This is a genomic window from Halomicrobium mukohataei DSM 12286 (genome assembly GCF_000023965.1).
GTDB lineage: Archaea > Halobacteriota > Halobacteria > Halobacteriales > Haloarculaceae > Halomicrobium > Halomicrobium mukohataei.
Map to the genome: position 1 here is coordinate 210,386 of NC_013202.1, position 15,918 is coordinate 226,303.

Annotated in this window: 17 protein-coding genes; 8 read left to right on the plus strand and 9 right to left on the minus strand. The window is 67.2% G+C overall.

Features of this window, described 5'->3' with window-relative positions:
* Window positions 1–156: 156 nt before the first annotated feature.
* Both HMUK_RS00960 and HMUK_RS00965 read left to right on the plus strand, forming a co-directional pair.
* Complete coding sequence (locus HMUK_RS00960; protein ID WP_012807741.1) at window positions 157–858, plus strand: lipoyl protein ligase domain-containing protein; 702 nt, start codon at window positions 157–159, stop codon at window positions 856–858.
* A 24-nt stretch (window positions 859–882) separates the two neighbouring features.
* Window positions 883–2,154 carry a dihydroorotase gene (locus tag HMUK_RS00965; protein WP_012807742.1) on the plus strand — a complete coding sequence of 424 codons (1,272 nt, stop codon included), beginning with the start codon at window positions 883–885 and terminating at the stop codon, window positions 2,152–2,154.
* On the opposite strand, the gene HMUK_RS00970 is transcribed toward HMUK_RS00965, so the two are convergent.
* The 6 genes from HMUK_RS00970 to HMUK_RS00995 all read right to left on the minus strand — a co-directional run bounded on the left by HMUK_RS00970 (window position 2,155) and on the right by HMUK_RS00995 (window position 9,507).
* Window positions 2,155–2,538: a hypothetical protein gene (locus HMUK_RS00970; RefSeq protein WP_012807743.1), complete on the minus strand. Its 384-nt coding sequence runs from the start codon at window positions 2,536–2,538 to the stop codon at window positions 2,155–2,157.
* Between the two features lie 46 nt (window positions 2,539–2,584).
* Window positions 2,585–2,941: a DUF7268 family protein gene (locus HMUK_RS00975; protein ID WP_012807744.1), complete on the minus strand. Its 357-nt coding sequence runs from the start codon at window positions 2,939–2,941 to the stop codon at window positions 2,585–2,587.
* Window positions 2,941–3,870: an ABC transporter permease gene (locus HMUK_RS00980; RefSeq protein WP_012807745.1), complete on the minus strand. Its 930-nt coding sequence runs from the start codon at window positions 3,868–3,870 to the stop codon at window positions 2,941–2,943. Before HMUK_RS00980 ends, HMUK_RS00975 begins: the two co-directional genes overlap by 1 nt.
* Window positions 3,867–4,910: an ABC transporter permease gene (locus HMUK_RS00985; protein ID WP_012807746.1), complete on the minus strand. Its 1,044-nt coding sequence runs from the start codon at window positions 4,908–4,910 to the stop codon at window positions 3,867–3,869. Before HMUK_RS00985 ends, HMUK_RS00980 begins: the two co-directional genes overlap by 4 nt.
* A gap of 12 nt (window positions 4,911–4,922) precedes the next feature.
* Entirely contained in the window at window positions 4,923–6,689 is a 1,767-nt protein-coding gene (locus HMUK_RS00990; protein ID WP_012807747.1) for an ABC transporter substrate-binding protein, read from the minus strand.
* Window positions 6,690–6,789: 100 nt separating this feature from the next.
* The gene (locus HMUK_RS00995; protein WP_012807748.1) at window positions 6,790–9,507 is read right to left on the minus strand and encodes an ABC transporter ATP-binding protein; all 2,718 of its coding nucleotides are present in this window, start codon (window positions 9,505–9,507) and stop codon (window positions 6,790–6,792) included.
* Between the two features lie 199 nt (window positions 9,508–9,706).
* On the opposite strand from HMUK_RS00995, the gene HMUK_RS01000 reads away from it, so the two are divergent.
* Window positions 9,707–10,225, plus strand: a complete 519-nt coding sequence (locus HMUK_RS01000; protein ID WP_012807749.1) for a DUF7529 family protein — start codon at window positions 9,707–9,709, stop codon at window positions 10,223–10,225.
* A 141-nt stretch (window positions 10,226–10,366) separates the two neighbouring features.
* Here HMUK_RS01000 and HMUK_RS01005 read toward each other — a convergent pair whose 3' ends face one another.
* Window positions 10,367–11,047: a DUF5806 family protein gene (locus tag HMUK_RS01005; RefSeq protein WP_012807750.1), complete on the minus strand. Its 681-nt coding sequence runs from the start codon at window positions 11,045–11,047 to the stop codon at window positions 10,367–10,369.
* A gap of 135 nt (window positions 11,048–11,182) precedes the next feature.
* Between HMUK_RS01005 and HMUK_RS01010 the strand changes: the two genes are divergently transcribed.
* Both HMUK_RS01010 and HMUK_RS01015 read left to right on the plus strand, forming a co-directional pair.
* Window positions 11,183–11,551 carry a universal stress protein gene (locus tag HMUK_RS01010; RefSeq protein ID WP_012807751.1) on the plus strand — a complete coding sequence of 123 codons (369 nt, stop codon included), beginning with the start codon at window positions 11,183–11,185 and terminating at the stop codon, window positions 11,549–11,551.
* Window positions 11,548–12,072, plus strand: a complete 525-nt coding sequence (locus HMUK_RS01015) for a GNAT family N-acetyltransferase (RefSeq protein WP_012807752.1) — start codon at window positions 11,548–11,550, stop codon at window positions 12,070–12,072. The genes HMUK_RS01010 and HMUK_RS01015 overlap by 4 nt, the downstream gene beginning before the upstream one ends.
* 262 nt (window positions 12,073–12,334) lie before the next feature.
* On the opposite strand, the gene HMUK_RS01020 is transcribed toward HMUK_RS01015, so the two are convergent.
* Complete coding sequence (locus HMUK_RS01020) at window positions 12,335–12,781, minus strand: universal stress protein (RefSeq protein WP_012807753.1); 447 nt, start codon at window positions 12,779–12,781, stop codon at window positions 12,335–12,337.
* A 67-nt stretch (window positions 12,782–12,848) separates the two neighbouring features.
* On the opposite strand from HMUK_RS01020, the gene HMUK_RS01025 reads away from it, so the two are divergent.
* The 3 genes from HMUK_RS01025 (at window position 12,849) to HMUK_RS01035 (ending at window position 15,079) form a co-directional block, all read left to right on the plus strand.
* Window positions 12,849–13,304, plus strand: a complete 456-nt coding sequence (locus HMUK_RS01025; protein ID WP_012807754.1) for a universal stress protein — start codon at window positions 12,849–12,851, stop codon at window positions 13,302–13,304.
* Window positions 13,305–13,347: 43 nt separating this feature from the next.
* Window positions 13,348–14,427: a DHH family phosphoesterase gene (locus tag HMUK_RS01030; protein ID WP_012807755.1), complete on the plus strand. Its 1,080-nt coding sequence runs from the start codon at window positions 13,348–13,350 to the stop codon at window positions 14,425–14,427.
* A 196-nt stretch (window positions 14,428–14,623) separates the two neighbouring features.
* Complete coding sequence (locus HMUK_RS01035) at window positions 14,624–15,079, plus strand: hypothetical protein (protein WP_012807756.1); 456 nt, start codon at window positions 14,624–14,626, stop codon at window positions 15,077–15,079.
* A gap of 7 nt (window positions 15,080–15,086) precedes the next feature.
* Here HMUK_RS01035 and HMUK_RS01040 read toward each other — a convergent pair whose 3' ends face one another.
* Window positions 15,087–15,518 (minus strand): DUF5807 family protein, encoded by a 432-nt coding sequence (locus tag HMUK_RS01040; protein ID WP_012807757.1) that lies wholly within the window; start codon window positions 15,516–15,518, stop codon window positions 15,087–15,089.
* Between the last annotated feature and the right edge of the window lie 400 nt (window positions 15,519–15,918).

The following is a 15,918-nucleotide window of genomic DNA, read 5'->3' on the forward strand; positions in this document are numbered from 1 at the left end:
CCTGTTCTCGATATTGACCCGGCAAAATCCGAAAACCGGCGTTGCTCGTCGAGTGATGGCCCCGCCCTTTGGGAGACAGATGGCAGTACGGTCTGGCCGATTGTCGTTGCTTTCACTGCCCGGAGAACTATGTCTGTCCAGCCCGTTTCTCGATCCATGCGAGTCCTCTGTGGCCGTGCCGTCGATCCCGACGCTGACATCGAGCGGACCCGGCGGTTGGCCGACGAGGTCGCCGACAGTCGCGTCCCCGCCCTGCGCGTCTGGCGGCCACACCGACAGGTCGCCTTCGGTCGCCGTGACGCCCGCGAGGACGGCTACGAGCGGGCCCGCGAGATTGCCACGAAACGTGGCTACGCCGTCCTCGAACGCGCGGTCGGCGGGCGAGCGGTCGCGTACACCGGTCGGACCGTCGCGGTCGCGCTCGCGGTGCCGACCGACGGCGGTCGCTCGGGTATCCAGCGTCGTTACGACGCCGCCAGCGACCGGTTCCGAGCGGCTCTCGACACGCTCGGCGTCGACGCCAGCGAGGGAGAGCCACCGGAATCGTTCTGCCCCGGCTCTCACTCCTTGCAAGCGGCGGGAAAGGTCGTCGGCATCGCCCAGCGAGTCCGCCAGCGCGTCGCCGTCGTCGCGGCGATCGTCATCGTGGCTGACCACGGCGAGGTCGCCGACGTGCTCGCGCCGATCTACGACGCGCTCGACGTGTCGTTCGATCCGGACAGCGTCGGCAGCGTCGCCCGTGCAGGCGGGCCGAGCGAGCCCGACAGGGTGATCGACGCCGTCGTCGAGACGTTCGCGGACGGCCACGACACCACCGTCGAGCGCGTGGACTCGACGAGCGGACTCCGAGACACTTAGGGACGGCCACAGCGGAGAGTGGGTATGCTCATTCGGAACGCGACGCTCGCGGACGGACGGACTCGGGACGTGCGCGTCCGCGGAGAGACGATCGACGCCGTGGACGAGGATCTCGACCCGGCGGACGAGGACACCGTCGACGCGGCAGACAGACTGCTCTTGCCCGGAGCGATCGACGCCCACGTCCACTTCCGCCAGCCCGGCTACGGCCACAAGGAGAGCTGGGCCAGCGGTTCGCGGTCGGCCGCGGCCGGCGGCGTCACGACCGTCGTCGACCAGCCCAACACCGACCCGCCGACGGTCGACGGGGCCGCCTTCGATCAGAAGGCCGAGCTGGCCGGCGAATCACTCGTCGACTTCGGCATCAACGGCGGCGTCACGGGCGAGTGGGAGCCCGCGGAACTACTTGACCGGCCCCTGTTCGCACTCGGCGAGGTCTTCCTCGCGGACTCGACCGGCGACATGGGGATCGACGCCGACCTGTTCGAGGACGCACTGGTCGCGGCGGCCCAGCGGGACGTGACCGTCACCGTCCACGCCGAAGACGCCTCGCTGTTCAATCGGGCGGCGAGAGATCGCGACGACGCCGACGCCTGGAGCGCGTTCCGCACCGCCCGCGCGGAAGCCGCCGCCGTCGAGCGAGCCTGCGAGGTCGCGGCCGAACACGACGCCCGGATCCACATTGCACACACCTCCACACCCGAGGGGATCGACACCGCCAGCGACGCCGGGATGACGACCGAGGTCACGCCCCATCACCTCCTGCTCTCGCGGTCGGACCTCGACGAGTTGGGCACGCACGGCCGGATGAACCCGCCGCTGCGCAGCGAGAAACGCCGCCGAGAGGTGTACGACCGCGTCGTCGACGGCACCGTCGACATGATCGCGACCGACCACGCGCCCCACACCCGCGAAGAGAAGGACGCCTCGATCTGGGACGCCCCCTCCGGGGTGCCCGGCGTCGAGACGATGCTCCCGCTCTTGCTGGCCGAGGCCCGGACCGGCGATCTGACCTACGAACGGGTCCGAGATCTCGTCGCCGCGAACCCCGCCGACGTGTTCGACCTGCCGGAGAAGGGCCGGATCGCCGAGGGCAACGACGCCGACCTCGTGCTGGTCGACACCGACGACGTGCGCGAGATCACCGGCGACGGGCTCCACTCGAACTGCGGGTGGACTCCCTTCGAGGGGTTCGAGGGCGTCTTCCCGAAGTGGACGATGGTCCGTGGCACGGTCGTCTACGACCGGTCTGACGACGAATTCACCGATCAGCAGGGCGAGAACGTTCGAGCCTGATCAGACGATCCCGTCTCGGGATCGGTCGATCCGGGAGGTCGGGACGGGCCGGACGACCCCGAACAGTAGTCTGTTCGTCAGGATTCCGCTCCCGACTCCGAACTGCAGTGCCGCGACGGTCGAGACCGGGGGATTGACGACGAAAACGGCCAGGAGACTCGCGGCCACGACGGCGACGGCCACGGCTGTGAACCCCCACGTGGAGTCGTCCGGTGTGTAGCCGCGATCCCCCGCGATGGCGAATCCGGCTGTCCCCAGTGCGGTAGCGACCACGAGCCACCAGTGTTCGACGAGGGTCCCAGTTTCCGCGAGTACCAGCGCCGCGATGATCTGTACGACGCCGAGAAAGCCGTCGAGCAGTACGATTTTCGCCCGAGTGTCCATGGACGGTGTTCCAGCGGCCCGGTGTTAATTGTGCGGGAGAGCCCACTCAAAGGAGTGCCGCTGTCGCGCTGACCCCGAGCATCGCGCCGAACCCGAATCCGGTGACCCGGGCCATCGCGCGCCGGGAGTCGGCCTCGGTCCAGTCGCCCGCCGCGTCGAGGTGTCGTTGCATCGCCTCGACACCGCGGCCGGCGAGGACCGAGCCCGACCAGCCAAGCAGTCCGAAGCCGAACGCGAGCGCTCCGAGGGCGAACGCCTTGCGGGTGCCAAAGAGCGTGCCCTCGGCGTAGAGGGCGAGCACCGCGACCGCAATCGGGCCGGCGAGGGCCCCTGTGGCCAGTGCGGAGCCGACGATCCGGGCCCGCGGGCGTGCCCAGTCGGTCGCGGTCCGGCCGACCGCCATCAGTCGATCGCCTCCCGCATTCGCGGATCGAGCGCGTCCCGCATCCCGTCGCCCAGCAGATTGAACCCCAGCACCGTGACCGCGAGGAAGAGTCCGGGGAAGAAAGAGAGCCACCACCGGCCGGTCAACAGGCCGTTGTCGACGCCCCGAGAGAGCATCAGTCCCCACGACGGCGTGCCGGCCTGAGCACCGAATCCGAGGAAAGAGAGGGCCGCGAGGTCGATGATCGCCAGTCCGAAGTTCAGCGTCGACTGGACCGTGATCGGCGCGAGCGTGTTCGGGAGGACGTGGCGCACGAGCACGCGGGGATCGGTCGCGCCCAGCGCGACCGTCGCGTCGACGTACTCGTCTTCGAGCACCGTCAGCGCAGCTCCCCGGATCACGCGAGCGAAGCGAGGCGTGTACACGAGCGTCAGGGCGGCGACGGCCCGCCAGAGACCCAGTTCCCGCGGGAAGATCGCGACCAGCGCCAGCGCCAGCAAGAGCGGTGGGAACGCCAGCAACACGTCCATCGTCCGCATCACGACGTTGTCGGTCACGTCGCCGTAGTACGCCGCGACGATGCCCAGGCCGACGCCGACCACGGTCGAGGTGCCGACCGTGATCGTGCCGAACTGGAGCGCGAGCCACGCGCCGTAGAGACAGCGCTCGTAGATGTCTCTGGCGGCCGAATCGGTCCCGAACAGGTACTGGTCGGCCGGACCGGTGCCGGTCCAGCCCGGCGGCGCGCGGTCCGGGACCGCCGTCCCCAGTCGCGAACTGGCGAGTGCCTGGGGATCGAGCGTGATGCGTGCGTAGAGTGCGATCGCCAGCATGCCGAGAATGATCGTCAGGCCGACGAGAGCGAGCCGGTTCGACAGGAGCTTCGAGAGGAACGGCGACGCTCGAAGCCGATCGACCGCGCCGCGCCGTCTGGTTTCGGTGCTCATTGTTGAATGCGTGGGTCGAGGTAGCCGTAGGTGATGTCGACGACGAGGTTCACGAGCGTAAACAGCAACGCGAACGTCAGCACGGTGCCCTGGACGACGGGGTAGTCCAGCGCGCCGATGGCGGTGACGATCGTCAGGCCCATCCCGTTGATACCGAAGACCGTCTCAGTGAGGACGGCTCCGCCCAGCAGCGTCCCGAACTGGATCCCGATGATCGTCACCACGGGGATCAGCGCGTTCCGGAAACCGTGTTTCAGAACCGTGATCCGAGCGCCCTGGCCCTTCGCCCGAGCGGTGCGCATGTAGTCCTGGCGCACCACTTCCAGCATCGACGAGCGCATCATCCGCGAAATCAGCGCGGTCGAGTAGATCCCGATCACCAGCGCGGGCAAGAAGAGGTGATGCACCGCGGAGGTAAAGGCCGTCCAGTTGCCCAGCAGGAGCGAGTCGACGGTGACCAGTCCGGTCAGGGGGAGCTCTCGGCCGAGGAGGAGCCAGCTGTCGGGCAGGAACAGCGTCGAGTCGATGCGGCCGCTCGTGGGAAACCAGTCGAGATACGTCGCGAAAGCCAGGATCAACAGCGGTCCGGACCAGAAGATCGGGACCGAGATACCAGTGAGCGCACCGATTCGGGTGACGTGGTCGGTCAGCGAATCCTGGCGGATCGCAGAGAGGATCCCCAGTGGAAGCCCGAGGAAGATGCCCGCCAGCTGGCCGAGAATCGCCAGTTCGAGTGTGACCGGGAGCCGGTCGAGCAGGACCGATCGGACCGGTGCGCCGCGGCTGATGCTGTAGGACTGTCCGAAGTCGAATTGTGCCGCGTCGGCAAGAAAGGAGAGGTACTGTATCCACAGCGGGCGGTGGAGGCCGAGCTCTCGGCGGACCTGTTCGAGTTGCTCCGCGGAGGCTCGCTGGCCGGCGATCACTCTGGCGGGGTCGCCCGGAGCCAGATGCAGGATCGCGAAGACGACCGTCGCGACGCCGAACAGCACCGGGACGAGCAGGGCGATCCGCTTCAGGACGAACCGTATCGAGACCATGTCGAATCGTGGTTACTGCAGTTCGACGGTGTTGAGGTACGGTCCGCCGACGGAGCTCACCGTGTAGGTGTCCTCGACGACGGCCTCGTTGATCGCTCGAAGCGTCTCGGCGTAGTCGACGAACACCCACGGAGCCTCGTCGTGGGCGAGCTTGTTGGCCTCCTGGTACATCGTATCGCGCTCGTTCGTGTCGTAGGTCGACTGAGCCTCCCGGACCAGTTCCATGTACTCGGTGTTGGCCCACGCCGAGACGTTCAGCGTGTTGTACCCGTCAGTGTCGAAGCTGATCCAGTCCTGTCCGTCCGGAACGTCGTCGAGCGGGACCTGTGGGTCGAGCAGGACGTAGAGGAAGTTGTCGGGATCGGCGTTGTCTGTGTACCACCCGAGGAAGCAGGCGTCGTGGCGGCCCTGGTCGGTGTAATCGAGATAGGGGCCGAAGTCCGAGAACTGGTTGATCTCGACAGAGAGACCGATGTCCTGCAGATCGGAACGGACCTGGTTGGCCGTCTGGACCGGACTGGGGTTGTAACCGCGCGGGTTCGAGAACGTCGCTAGCTCGAACTCGAAGCCGTCGCCGTAGCCCGCTTCCTCCAGCAGCGACCGGGCCTCGTCTTTGTCCGTCGGGTAGGGATCGAGACCGTCGTTGTGTCCCAGCACGTCCGGCGGCAGCGGCTGGGAGGCCTGGGTGGCAAAGCCCTGGTAGATCTGGTTGACGATGGCCTCGGTGTTGACCGCGAGCGAGACCGCACGCCGGACTCGGCGATCCCGGAACGGCTCCATCCGTTCCATGTTCATCGCCATGTAGCCGACGTTGATTCCGTTCTTGCGCAGCAGCGTCGCCGTGTCGCTGCTGTCGGCCCGCTGGAAGCCGTCGGAGTCGAGGTTGTCGGTGACGTGTGACGCGCCGTTGATCACGTCCTGAACGCGCGTGCTGTTCTCGGAGATGGTCTTGAAGACGACAGAGCCGACGTTCGGACCGGGACCCCAGAACGACTCGTTGGCCGTCAGGCGGATCCGGTCGTTGGGGTTGTCCAGCTGGTCGAACGCGAAGGGGCCGGTCCCGATCGGTTCGGTGCCGAGCCCGACCTGCGCGTCCGGGCTCGCGTCGAAGCTCTCGATCTGGGCCTTCGAGAGCACCGCCGCCGCGAACATCGCGAGGTTGCGCAGGAAGGGCGCGTAGCGCTGGCTCAGTTCGATCGTCAGTTCGCCGTCCTGGCTGGCGTCGACCGATTCGATCCAGTTGCCGAGCGTGAAGGGGCCGTATCCGGATCGGTTGGCGTCGCCGAGGTAGTAGTCGTATTCGGGATCGGTAAAGCGCCGGAAGGTCGCCTCGAAGTCCTCGGCGGTGAACGGCTCACCGCTGTGGAAGGTCACGTCCTCCCGAAGCGTGAGCGTCGCCGTCGTCCCCTCCAGCGAGTAGTCGGTCGCGAGTCCGGCTTCCAGTTCGCCCCCGCTGCCGGCGGCGAACTGGATCAGCGTGTCGAAGATCTGGTTCGTCACCTTCGCGACCTCGCCGCTCGTGGTCTGCTGGGGGTCGTAGTTCTCCGGGTGGTCCCCACGGGCGTAGACGAGCGTCTGGTCGCCGGCAGTGTCGTCGCCGCCGTCGTCACCTTCGGCGGTGGTCGCGGCCTCGTCGGTCTCCATCTGTTCGTCGCCGCCCTCTGTCGGCGTCTCGTCGTCACCGTCGTCGCCGGCACAGCCGGCGAGCGTTACCGTGACGGCACCAGCACCGGCCGCCCTGAGGAAGTCGCGTCGTCCGAGTGGATCGTCAGACTGCATGCCCCAAAATGACAATAGAACAACTATAATGGTATGTGCGGGCCGACTACCGTTCGAGTCCGATCGGTAGCGACGTAGTTACCACACGCGTACCGAGCGCTCACGATCGGTCGATGTCGCCGTTCTCGACCAGGTGGCAGGCCGCCGGATGGGCGCGGTCGCCGAGTTCGGGATGGGACCGCTCGCAGACGCTCTCGAAGCGGTCACGCAGGACCGTCTCGGCCCCGTCCCAGTCCTCTGTCGCGAGGTGCTCGAACGACTCGGCGACGACCTCGCGGTTCCGGCCCGTCGGCGGGTGCTCGAACAGATCCTCGAACAGCGCGGATTTGAACGCCGAGCGAGACGCTCGCTCGTGGGGCCGCCCCCCGTCCGCGACGGTCGCGCTCGTCTCGCCCGCGGCCGCGTCCCACGCCGCGTCGAGGTCGATCCGTTCGTTTTCGACGCGCTGGCGGTAGTCCATCACCTCGCGGAACGTCGCCTGCTCGATCTCGATGTCCTCGGGCGGGATGACCGACGGACAGCGCGTGTGGAACCGGCAGCCACTGGGCGGGTCGATCGGGCTGGGCACGTCCCCCTTCAGAATGACGCGATCCGAGTCGGCGTCGGGATCGGCCACCGGGATCGCAGACAGCAGCGACTTCGTGTACGGGTGTTTGGGGTCGTCGAACAGGGCCGGCGTGTCGGCGACCTCGACGATCTCGCCGAGGTACATCACGGCGATCCGGTCACAGATGTGACGAACCACGGAGAGATCGTGGGCGATAAAGAGATAGGTGAGGCCGAACTCGCCTTGCAGATCCTCCAGGAGATTGATGATCTGGGCCTGGACGGACACGTCCAGCGCCGAGACGGGCTCGTCACAGACGATGAAGTCGGGATCGACCGCGAGCGCGCGTGCGATGCCGACGCGCTGGCGCTGGCCGCCCGACAGCTCGTGGGGATACCGGTCGAGCTGTGCCACGTCGAGTCCGACGGCCGCGACCAGTTCCTCGACGCGCTCGCGGCGCTGTTGTCGCTTCGACCGCTCGTCGTCCGCGTCGGGCAAGTCGTGGATCTGGAGCGGCTCCGTGATCGTCTGTCGGACAGTCATCCGGGGGTCGAGACTCGACAGCGGGTCCTGAAAGATCATCTGCATGTCTCGGCGCTTCCCGCGCAGCGCGTCCGAGTCGAGGCCGGCCAGATCGTCCCCGGCGAACAGCACGGTGCCGTCGGTCGGCTCCAGCAGCCGGAGTATCGTCCGGCCAGTCGTCGACTTCCCACAGCCCGATTCGCCGACCAACCCCAGGGTCTCCCCCTCGTAGACGTCCAGCGAGACGCCGTCGACGGCCCGCACGGCGTCGGGGACGCGCCCGAGATACTTGTCGAACAGATCCTCCGCCCGCGAGAAGTGCTTTTTCAGGCCGTCGATCTCGACGAGCGTGCGGTCCGTCCGCGTCGTCTCGCTCGCGGCCACGCCGTCCGCGTCGCCGCCGTAAGCGTCGGCGTCGAACGACTCGAAGATGCACTTCGAGCGGTGGTCGACGCCCTCGGGCCCGTGCTGGAGATACGGGATCTCGCCCCGGCGGCAGTCGTCGGTGGCCCACGGACACCGCGGCGCGAAGTGACACCCCTCGGGCATGTCGATCAGGCTCGGCACCGACCCACCGATGGGAGTGAGTCGCTCTGTGTCCGCACGGGGGATCGACTCCAGCAGCGTGTAGGTGTAGGGGTGTGACGGATTGTGGAAGATCTCCCCGACTGGCCCTTCCTCGACGATCTCTCCGGCGTACATCACCGCCACGCGGTCGCAGGTCTCGGCGACGACGCCGAGGTCGTGGGTGATAAAGAGCACCGCCATCCCGAGCTCCGCCTGGAGGTCGTCGATCAGATCCAGAATCTGGGCCTGGATCGTCACGTCCAGTGCCGTCGTCGGCTCGTCGGCGATCAGGAGCTTCGGACGACAGGCCAGCGCGATCGCGATCAGCACCCGCTGGCGCATCCCGCCGGAGAACTCGTAGGGGTACTCGTCGATTCGAGTCGTCGGCTCCGGAATCCCGACGGCATCGAGCAGTTCGAGCACGTCCTCGCGGACCCGTCCCGTCACGGCGTTACCACCGACGACGGGGAGGATCTCGCGGAGCGCGTTGACCCAGGAATCCGATCGCTGTCGGCCGTACCGGTGTAGCAACAGGCTCTCCGCGATCTGCTGGCCGACCGTCAGCGCCGGATTGAGCGAGGTCATCGGATCCTGAAAGATCATGCCCATGTCCCCGCCCCGCACGTCGCGGAGCACCCGCTCGGGGGCGGCCCGGAGATCGACGTAGCCGTCCCGGATCGTGACCGGAGCCGTCCGCAGCTGGGCGGAGTCAGATCCAGTCCCGGAGGGCGTCGTTCCGCGGTCGGTCTCGTGCTCTCCGGTCGAACCGACCGGCCCGAGTGCTGTCGCCGGCTCGCTCCGGACGAACCGCCGGGCCAGTTCGTCGTCGTCGAGCGATCGATCGACGCCGTCGGGGAGTCGCGACCGATCGAGATCGACCGCGTCGAGGTGGAGATAGCCGTCGTGGTCGGCCGTCGCGACGCCGCGGGGATACTGTCGTGCGAGACGGTCGACTGTCTCGACCGCACCGAAGTGCACGTCGCCACCGGCGAGAAAGCCGGGCTCGTCGACGATCCGCATGGCCGACAGCGCCGTCACGGACTTGCCCGACCCGGACTCACCGACCAGTCCGAGCGTTTCGCCCGCACGGACGGACAGATCGATCCCGTCGACGGCGTGTACCGTGCCCCGTTCGGTCTCGAAGTGGGTCTGGAGATTCGAGAGCGTGAGGAGGTCGCGCATCTGTCAGATACTCTCCCGTGTACCGTATTACTATCGTGGCGTTTCGGACAGTAGACTCTCCCTACCAGTCGGTCACCGAAGCGAGAGGAGTGGCTTCGAGTCGGTCGACGATCGCCCACGGTCGTGGTTGATAACTGAAACGAGCCCGGCAGCTAGCAGGCAGCGACTACTATTTGCGTGTCGCTACCACGGTCGAGCAATGAGTGACCCAGCCCAGCGAGCGAACACTCCCTTCGACCGCGTCGTCGGCCCGTGGGAACGGGTGATCGACGAGATGCACGCGACGGCCGAACGACACCGCGAGGACGGAAAACGGGTGATCGACTGTCATCCCGGCGACGTGGCGACGCTCACCGGCGACCCCCGGACGGACGCGGCGTCGACCGGCGACATCGAGCCGGACCGCCGCGTCGGCCTCGACGCCGTCCTCCCGGGATCGGAGTTCGAGGCGGTTCAGGCGGTGCTGAGAGATCGGGACCCGGACCGCGTCGAGGTGTTTCGGGCGCGTGGCAACGGCCTCGTCTTCCTGTTGCTCTCGCTCTCGTGTGGCGACAGCGTCGTCTTGCTCCCGCTGTACTACGAGCGCGAAGACGCGGACGCGCTCCGATCGATCGCCCGTGACAGTGGGTTCCCGGTCCACGTCCGACCGCTGACCGACGGCGAACGCGTGCGCGTGACAGTCGACGATCCCGAGCTCTGTGTGCCGTCTCGCTCGTAGAGCCCGTCGGGCACCGACTCAATCCGGCCGGCGAGGTCTCATACGGTTTATTGTAGTTGCTTACCGGTGATCGTCGCCACGGAGTAGACGATCACCGGTAAATCGCTACAATAATCCGTATCAGTCACCACCCACAGGGCATCACGTCTCCTCACCAACGTCGATATCGTGGCCACACTCCGGGCAGGACACCTCGTCGTGGCGCAGCGCCGCGGAGTGTTCGCGAACGTCGCGCATCACTTCCGAGATCTGGTCTTCGGTCTCCAGTTCCTCCTCGACGCTCAGTTCGACGCCCTCGACCTCCAGCAGAAACTTCGCGACCTCCGTGGCCTCGTACATCACGTCGTCGAGTTCCTCGGCCGTGAAGAAGTCACACATCGCACCATAGAGGAACGTCGCGCCGGCCTTGCGGACCTTCTCCTCGAAGGACGCGCGGGCCTGATTGACCGCCTGTGGCGTGTACGTGTCGGTCATGAACGGGACCAGTTCGGGGAGGTTCTCGCCGATCTTGGTCATCTCGACGCCGGTCTCGGTCCGGAAGTCCGCACAGAGGCGGGCGATCGCCCACTCGCGGGCGGTGACGTAGGTCCGTTCCCGCAGGAACTCGTTGGCCCGGTCGTAGGTCCCGCCGTCGATCTTCTTGAAGCGGTCGTACTTGCGTACGTCGGCCGGAACGTCCGTCTCCAGAGAGTCGCCGTCGGCAGCGTCGAGGGACTCGTCGTCGGCCGGCTCGGACCCGTCGGCCGCGTCCGGTTCGGTCGACGACGGCTCGGCTCGTGAGCGCTGTTCGTCGGTCTCGTCGGGGGACGCGCCGTCTGTCATGCCCCACCCTCTGTTCCGGCAGTGAAAAAGTCTGCCGGCGTCCGCCCGGGCCGCGCGGAGCCGAACACGACGCCGGGACAGACGCCGCCACTTCGGGGAGGTGGCTTTTTCAGGAGTGCCTGCATTGAGCCGTCTATGCACGTCCTACTCGGAGTCGGGGGCAGCGATCTCTCCTATCAGGCCCTCGACGAGACGATCGAACGAGCACGCGAGGCCGGCGACGAGGTGACCGTCGCCGTCTTCGACGGCCACGAGACAGACGCGGGCGGAGACGAAGTCCAGGAACGGGTCCGCGAGCGGCTCGACGAGACCGGCTTCGAGGCCGAGATCAGACTGCTCAGCGGCGATCCGGGAAGTCGACTCGTCGACGTCGCCGAGAGCGAGGGGTTCGACCGGATCGTCCTGGGCAGCGGCGAGCGGTCGACGCTGGGCAAGATCCAGCTCGGTTCGATCGCCGAGTTCGTCCTGCTGAACGCACAGACCCCGGTGACGCTGATCCGATGACGCGACGCTATCCAGACGAGCCGGCCGGTACGTTCCCGGCACCGCCCCGCCAGGTGACCGACCGTGAGGGCCGTTCGATCCAGTTGCGACGCGCGGACGCCACCGACCGGACGGCGCTGATCGAGATGTACAAGCAGTTCGATCCCGCCGACCGCGCCCAGGGCATCCCGCCGGCCCGCGAGACGGCCATCGAGCGGTGGCTGGAGAACATCCTCGATACGGACCGGTACAACGTCGTCGCGAGCCACGAGGGCGATCTGGTCGGCCACGCGACGCTGGTCCCCGACGATGACGACGGGTACGAGCTGGCGATTTTCGTCCTCTCGGCGTACCAGGGAGCGGGAATCGGGACCGAACTCGTCGAGACGCTGCTGGGCCACGGCCAGTCCGAGGGGATCGAGCAGGTCTGGCTCACCGTCGAACGGTGGAACGATCCCGCGATCGCTCTCTACCGGAAGGTCGGCTTCGAAACGTCGAACAGCGAGCGGTTCGAGCAGGAAATGGCGATCCGGCTCGCTTGACCCACGCCGGATCGGTGGAGATGTCGATCCGGCTCGCTTGACTCACGCCGGATCGGTGGAGATGTCGATCCGGCTCGCTTGACTCACGCCGGATCGGTGGAGATGTCGATCCGGCTCGCTTGACTCACGCCGGATCGGTGGAGATGTCGATCCGGCTCGCTTGACTCACGCCGGATCGGTGGAGATGTCGATCCGGCTCGCTTGACTCACGCCGGATCGGTGGAGATGTCGATCCGGCTCGCTTGACTCACGCCGGAGCCGCCTAGACGGAGAGTACGGGCTGGCTGGCGTACTCGATGACGTACAGCGCCGCGCGGCCGATCGCGTCCACCGAGTCGTCGCTGCCCGGCTCGCGGGGGACGACGATGAAGTCGGCGTCGAGATCCTCTGCCACGTCGAGAATGACGCTTCCCGGGGACTGGCGGAGCCGCGTCGGCGAGAAGCCGGCGGCGGTCGAGTGGTTCAGTCCGGCCTCGTGGCCCCGGTCGTCGAGTCGGGACTGCATCTCGGCTGCGAAGACCTGATGCTGGTCGGCGATCGCGTCGGCGTCGACCTCGTCGGCCTCGATCGCGCGAATCAGCGTCTCGTCGAGGACAAAGAGGAGGTGGATCTCGGCGTCGTAGGCGTCGGCGATGGCCAGCGCGTACTCGACGGCCGCCTCGGACTGATTGGAGCCGTCCACCGGCGCGAGCACGAGGTCGATGTCCATACCGGGAGGTGCCACCGGACCAGCAAAAAGCCCGCGGCTTTTTGACGCCCCCCGCGGTAGTACCGGTATGTTCGATACCGTCGTCATCGCGACGGACGGCTCCGCAACGGCCGAGCGGGCCGTCACCGCCGCGCTCGACCTCGCCGGCCAGTTCGACGCGACCGTCCACGCGCTGTACGTCGTCGACTCCGGAGAGGTCGCCGGTTCTCCGGAGGCCGTCCGCGAGGAGTTCGAGCAGGCGCTCGCGACCACCGGCGGCAAGGCGCTGACGTTCGCTCGGGAGGCCGCCGAGGCCGAGGAAGAGGAGGACGCCGTCGTCACGACCGTCCGCGAGGGCGATCCCGCCAAAGAGATCTGCCGCTACGCCGAGGAGATCGACGCCGACGTGATCGCCACCGGGACCCGTGGCCGCCACGGCGAACACGGCTACCTGCTGGGCAGCGTCGCCGAGGGCGTCGTCCGCCGGGCCGAGATGCCCGTGTTGACCGTCCGACAGCTCGAAGAGGCGACGAACGGGCTGTAGACGAGACCGCGACCTTCTTTGGCCGTCGCCCGCTGGAACGGGTATGGACGACTGGCTCATCGACGACGAGCGGCTCTCGCTGGAGCGGAAATCGATCCTCCCGGGGGAGGGATTCTTCCTCCCGGACTCGATCGAAGAGGAAGAGCAGGAACGCGAGGCCGCCGAGCAGATGGAATCGACCGAGGTCGTCGTCATCGCCGACCCGGACGCCGACGGGCTGGCCTGCGTCGCGCTCGTTCGCGAGGCGCTTGGCTCGGGATCGCTGGTCCCCGCCGGTCCGCACGAACTCGACGAGGCGCTCGAATGGGCCGCCGAGTACGTCGAGGCCGACGCCACGCTGGTGATCTGTGATCTCTGTCCCGACAGCGAGAGCGACATCGCCGCTCTCGACGACCTGACCGCTCGCGTCGACGACGTGCGCTGGTACGACCACCACCAGTGGAACGAGGACCTCGGCGCGGCGGTCGACGACAGCGGCGTCGACCGTACCGTCGGCGACTCCGACGAGGTCTGTACCGCGGACGTGGCCCTCGCACAGCTGGAGTACGACTTCGACGACCGTTTCGCCGAACTCGCCGCCGTCACGCGAGACCACGACCTCTGGATCCGCGACGACGAGCGCAGCGACGACCTGGCGGACCTGAGCTACTGGATCGAGCCCGAAGAGTACATCGAGGCCGTCCTCGAACACGGCCCCGACCTCTCGCCGGAGTGGCACGAGTTCATCGAGGAGAAGCGCGTCGAGAAAGAGGCCCTCATCGAGAAGGCCGTCGAGCGCGCCCAGCTGCGCGACGTGGGCGAGTGGACCGTCGGCGTCACCTACGGCCGCTGCTCCCAGAACGAGGTCGCCGAGGCCCTCCGCGAGCAGGGTGCCGACGCCGCCGTCATCGTCAAGCCCGCCGGCTCGGCCTCGATTCGGGGCACCGAGACCTTCGAGCGCTGCCACGAGGTCGCCGCCCAGGTCAACGGCGGCGGCCACCCCCGCGCTGCGGGGTGCAAGCCCGACGTGTACGACGACATGCTCGACTACGCCCATCACTGGAGTACTCGCGGTGCGGTGGCGAAGCAGGCCATCGTGGACGCGTTCAAGAGACTACCCGAAGAGCCAGAAGCGGCGGAGTAGCATACCGCGCCGGAGGCGCGGTTTCACCGGCCTGAACGACGTGAAGGCCGGCTTTTTCGCCACCGGGAGAGCGAGCTCTCCCGAGCCTCACTTCGCTTCGCTCAGTGAGACCACGTTTTTCGAGGAGTGGTGCGCGAGCGCACCCGACGCTGAAAAAGGTGGGTTTGAAGCGAGCGGGAAACGGACAGATAGTCGTATGTCACCTGCCCTCCCTGCGTGGCTGCCAGACCGTCCGGCTATCACCGATTCGCTCACGAGAGCCATCTTCGTCGGTGGTACGCTGTACGTCGTCGAGAGGTCGCTGTCGTACGCTGCCACCGCCGGGCTGGCCTTTCTCGCTTTACAGTTGCTGGCCGACACCGCCGAGAACGTCGTCGGCGACTACGCCGACAGCGTTGTCCTCGGGACGCTTATTCTGGGAGCGACCGGCTACGTGGCCGTGCTGGGATCAGCGTTGGGAACTCTCGTCGGCGGCGTCGCCGCTGGTGGGTGGTTCCTCGCCGACGGCGTCCAGCACCTCCGTCACGGTGTCACGCGAGACGAAGTCGGCGTCCAGTACACACACGAGGGCAGTGCCCTCACCGGACTCCCGAAGGCGCTACTGGCGCGGCTCGCGGAGCCGTTGTTGCTCGAAACGCGCGACCGCCAGTAGGACGGCGCTACTCGCCGATAACCCACTTCTCGGAGTACTTCTCGCCGCAGGGACAGACCGCGTAGGCGTGGATCACGTCGCCGTCCTCGTAGATGCCGCCGACCTCCTCGTTCTGTTCCTCGGCGAAGGCGAAGACGAACTTCGCCGTGTGGTTCTCGTCGGGTTCCTCGTCCTCGTTGGGACAGACACCGCCGGTCAGATCGTCAGCGATCTCGCCGTCGGTGGCCATCGCCTCGCGGGCCAGTCCCATCGGGTCGATGCCGGTGGCCGACTGGAAGGCGCTGCGCCCCTGATCGCCGTCGATCACCAGCACCATGCCGTCCTCGACATCCTCCGCGTACTCCGCGAGGGCGTCGGCGTTGCCGACCGCGTCCTCGTGCAGGAAGAAGGCCACGTCCTCGATGCGCTCGCCCGCCAGGAATTCGGTGCGCTTGCTCATACACTGTGTGTGACCGCTTGCGGGGAAAAGCCTCGCGGCTCGTCCGGCCGAAATGACAGTATCTATTGTGACGCCGCTGTCAGCAATCTCGTATGGTCTTCGAACTGATTGCCGGATTCGTCGCTCTCGTCGCCGCGTCGTACATTGGGACGACGATGGCCCTCCGAGGCTACTTTGGCGCGACGTCGTTCGACCGAGTTCAGCGGCGAGAGTCGGGGGAACCTAACGACGATGATTCGTCAGCGGACGACTGAGGGTTTCCGATGCAGTCGTGTGCAGTTGGCATTCGCGCGAACGAGCGGTCCGAAGGACCCGGCAGTTCGCGCGATTCACTCCGAGCGCGCCGAAGGCGCGGCTCGGAGGTGTTTTTGTACTAAATTTTTGCGAGCGGGGGTGCCCG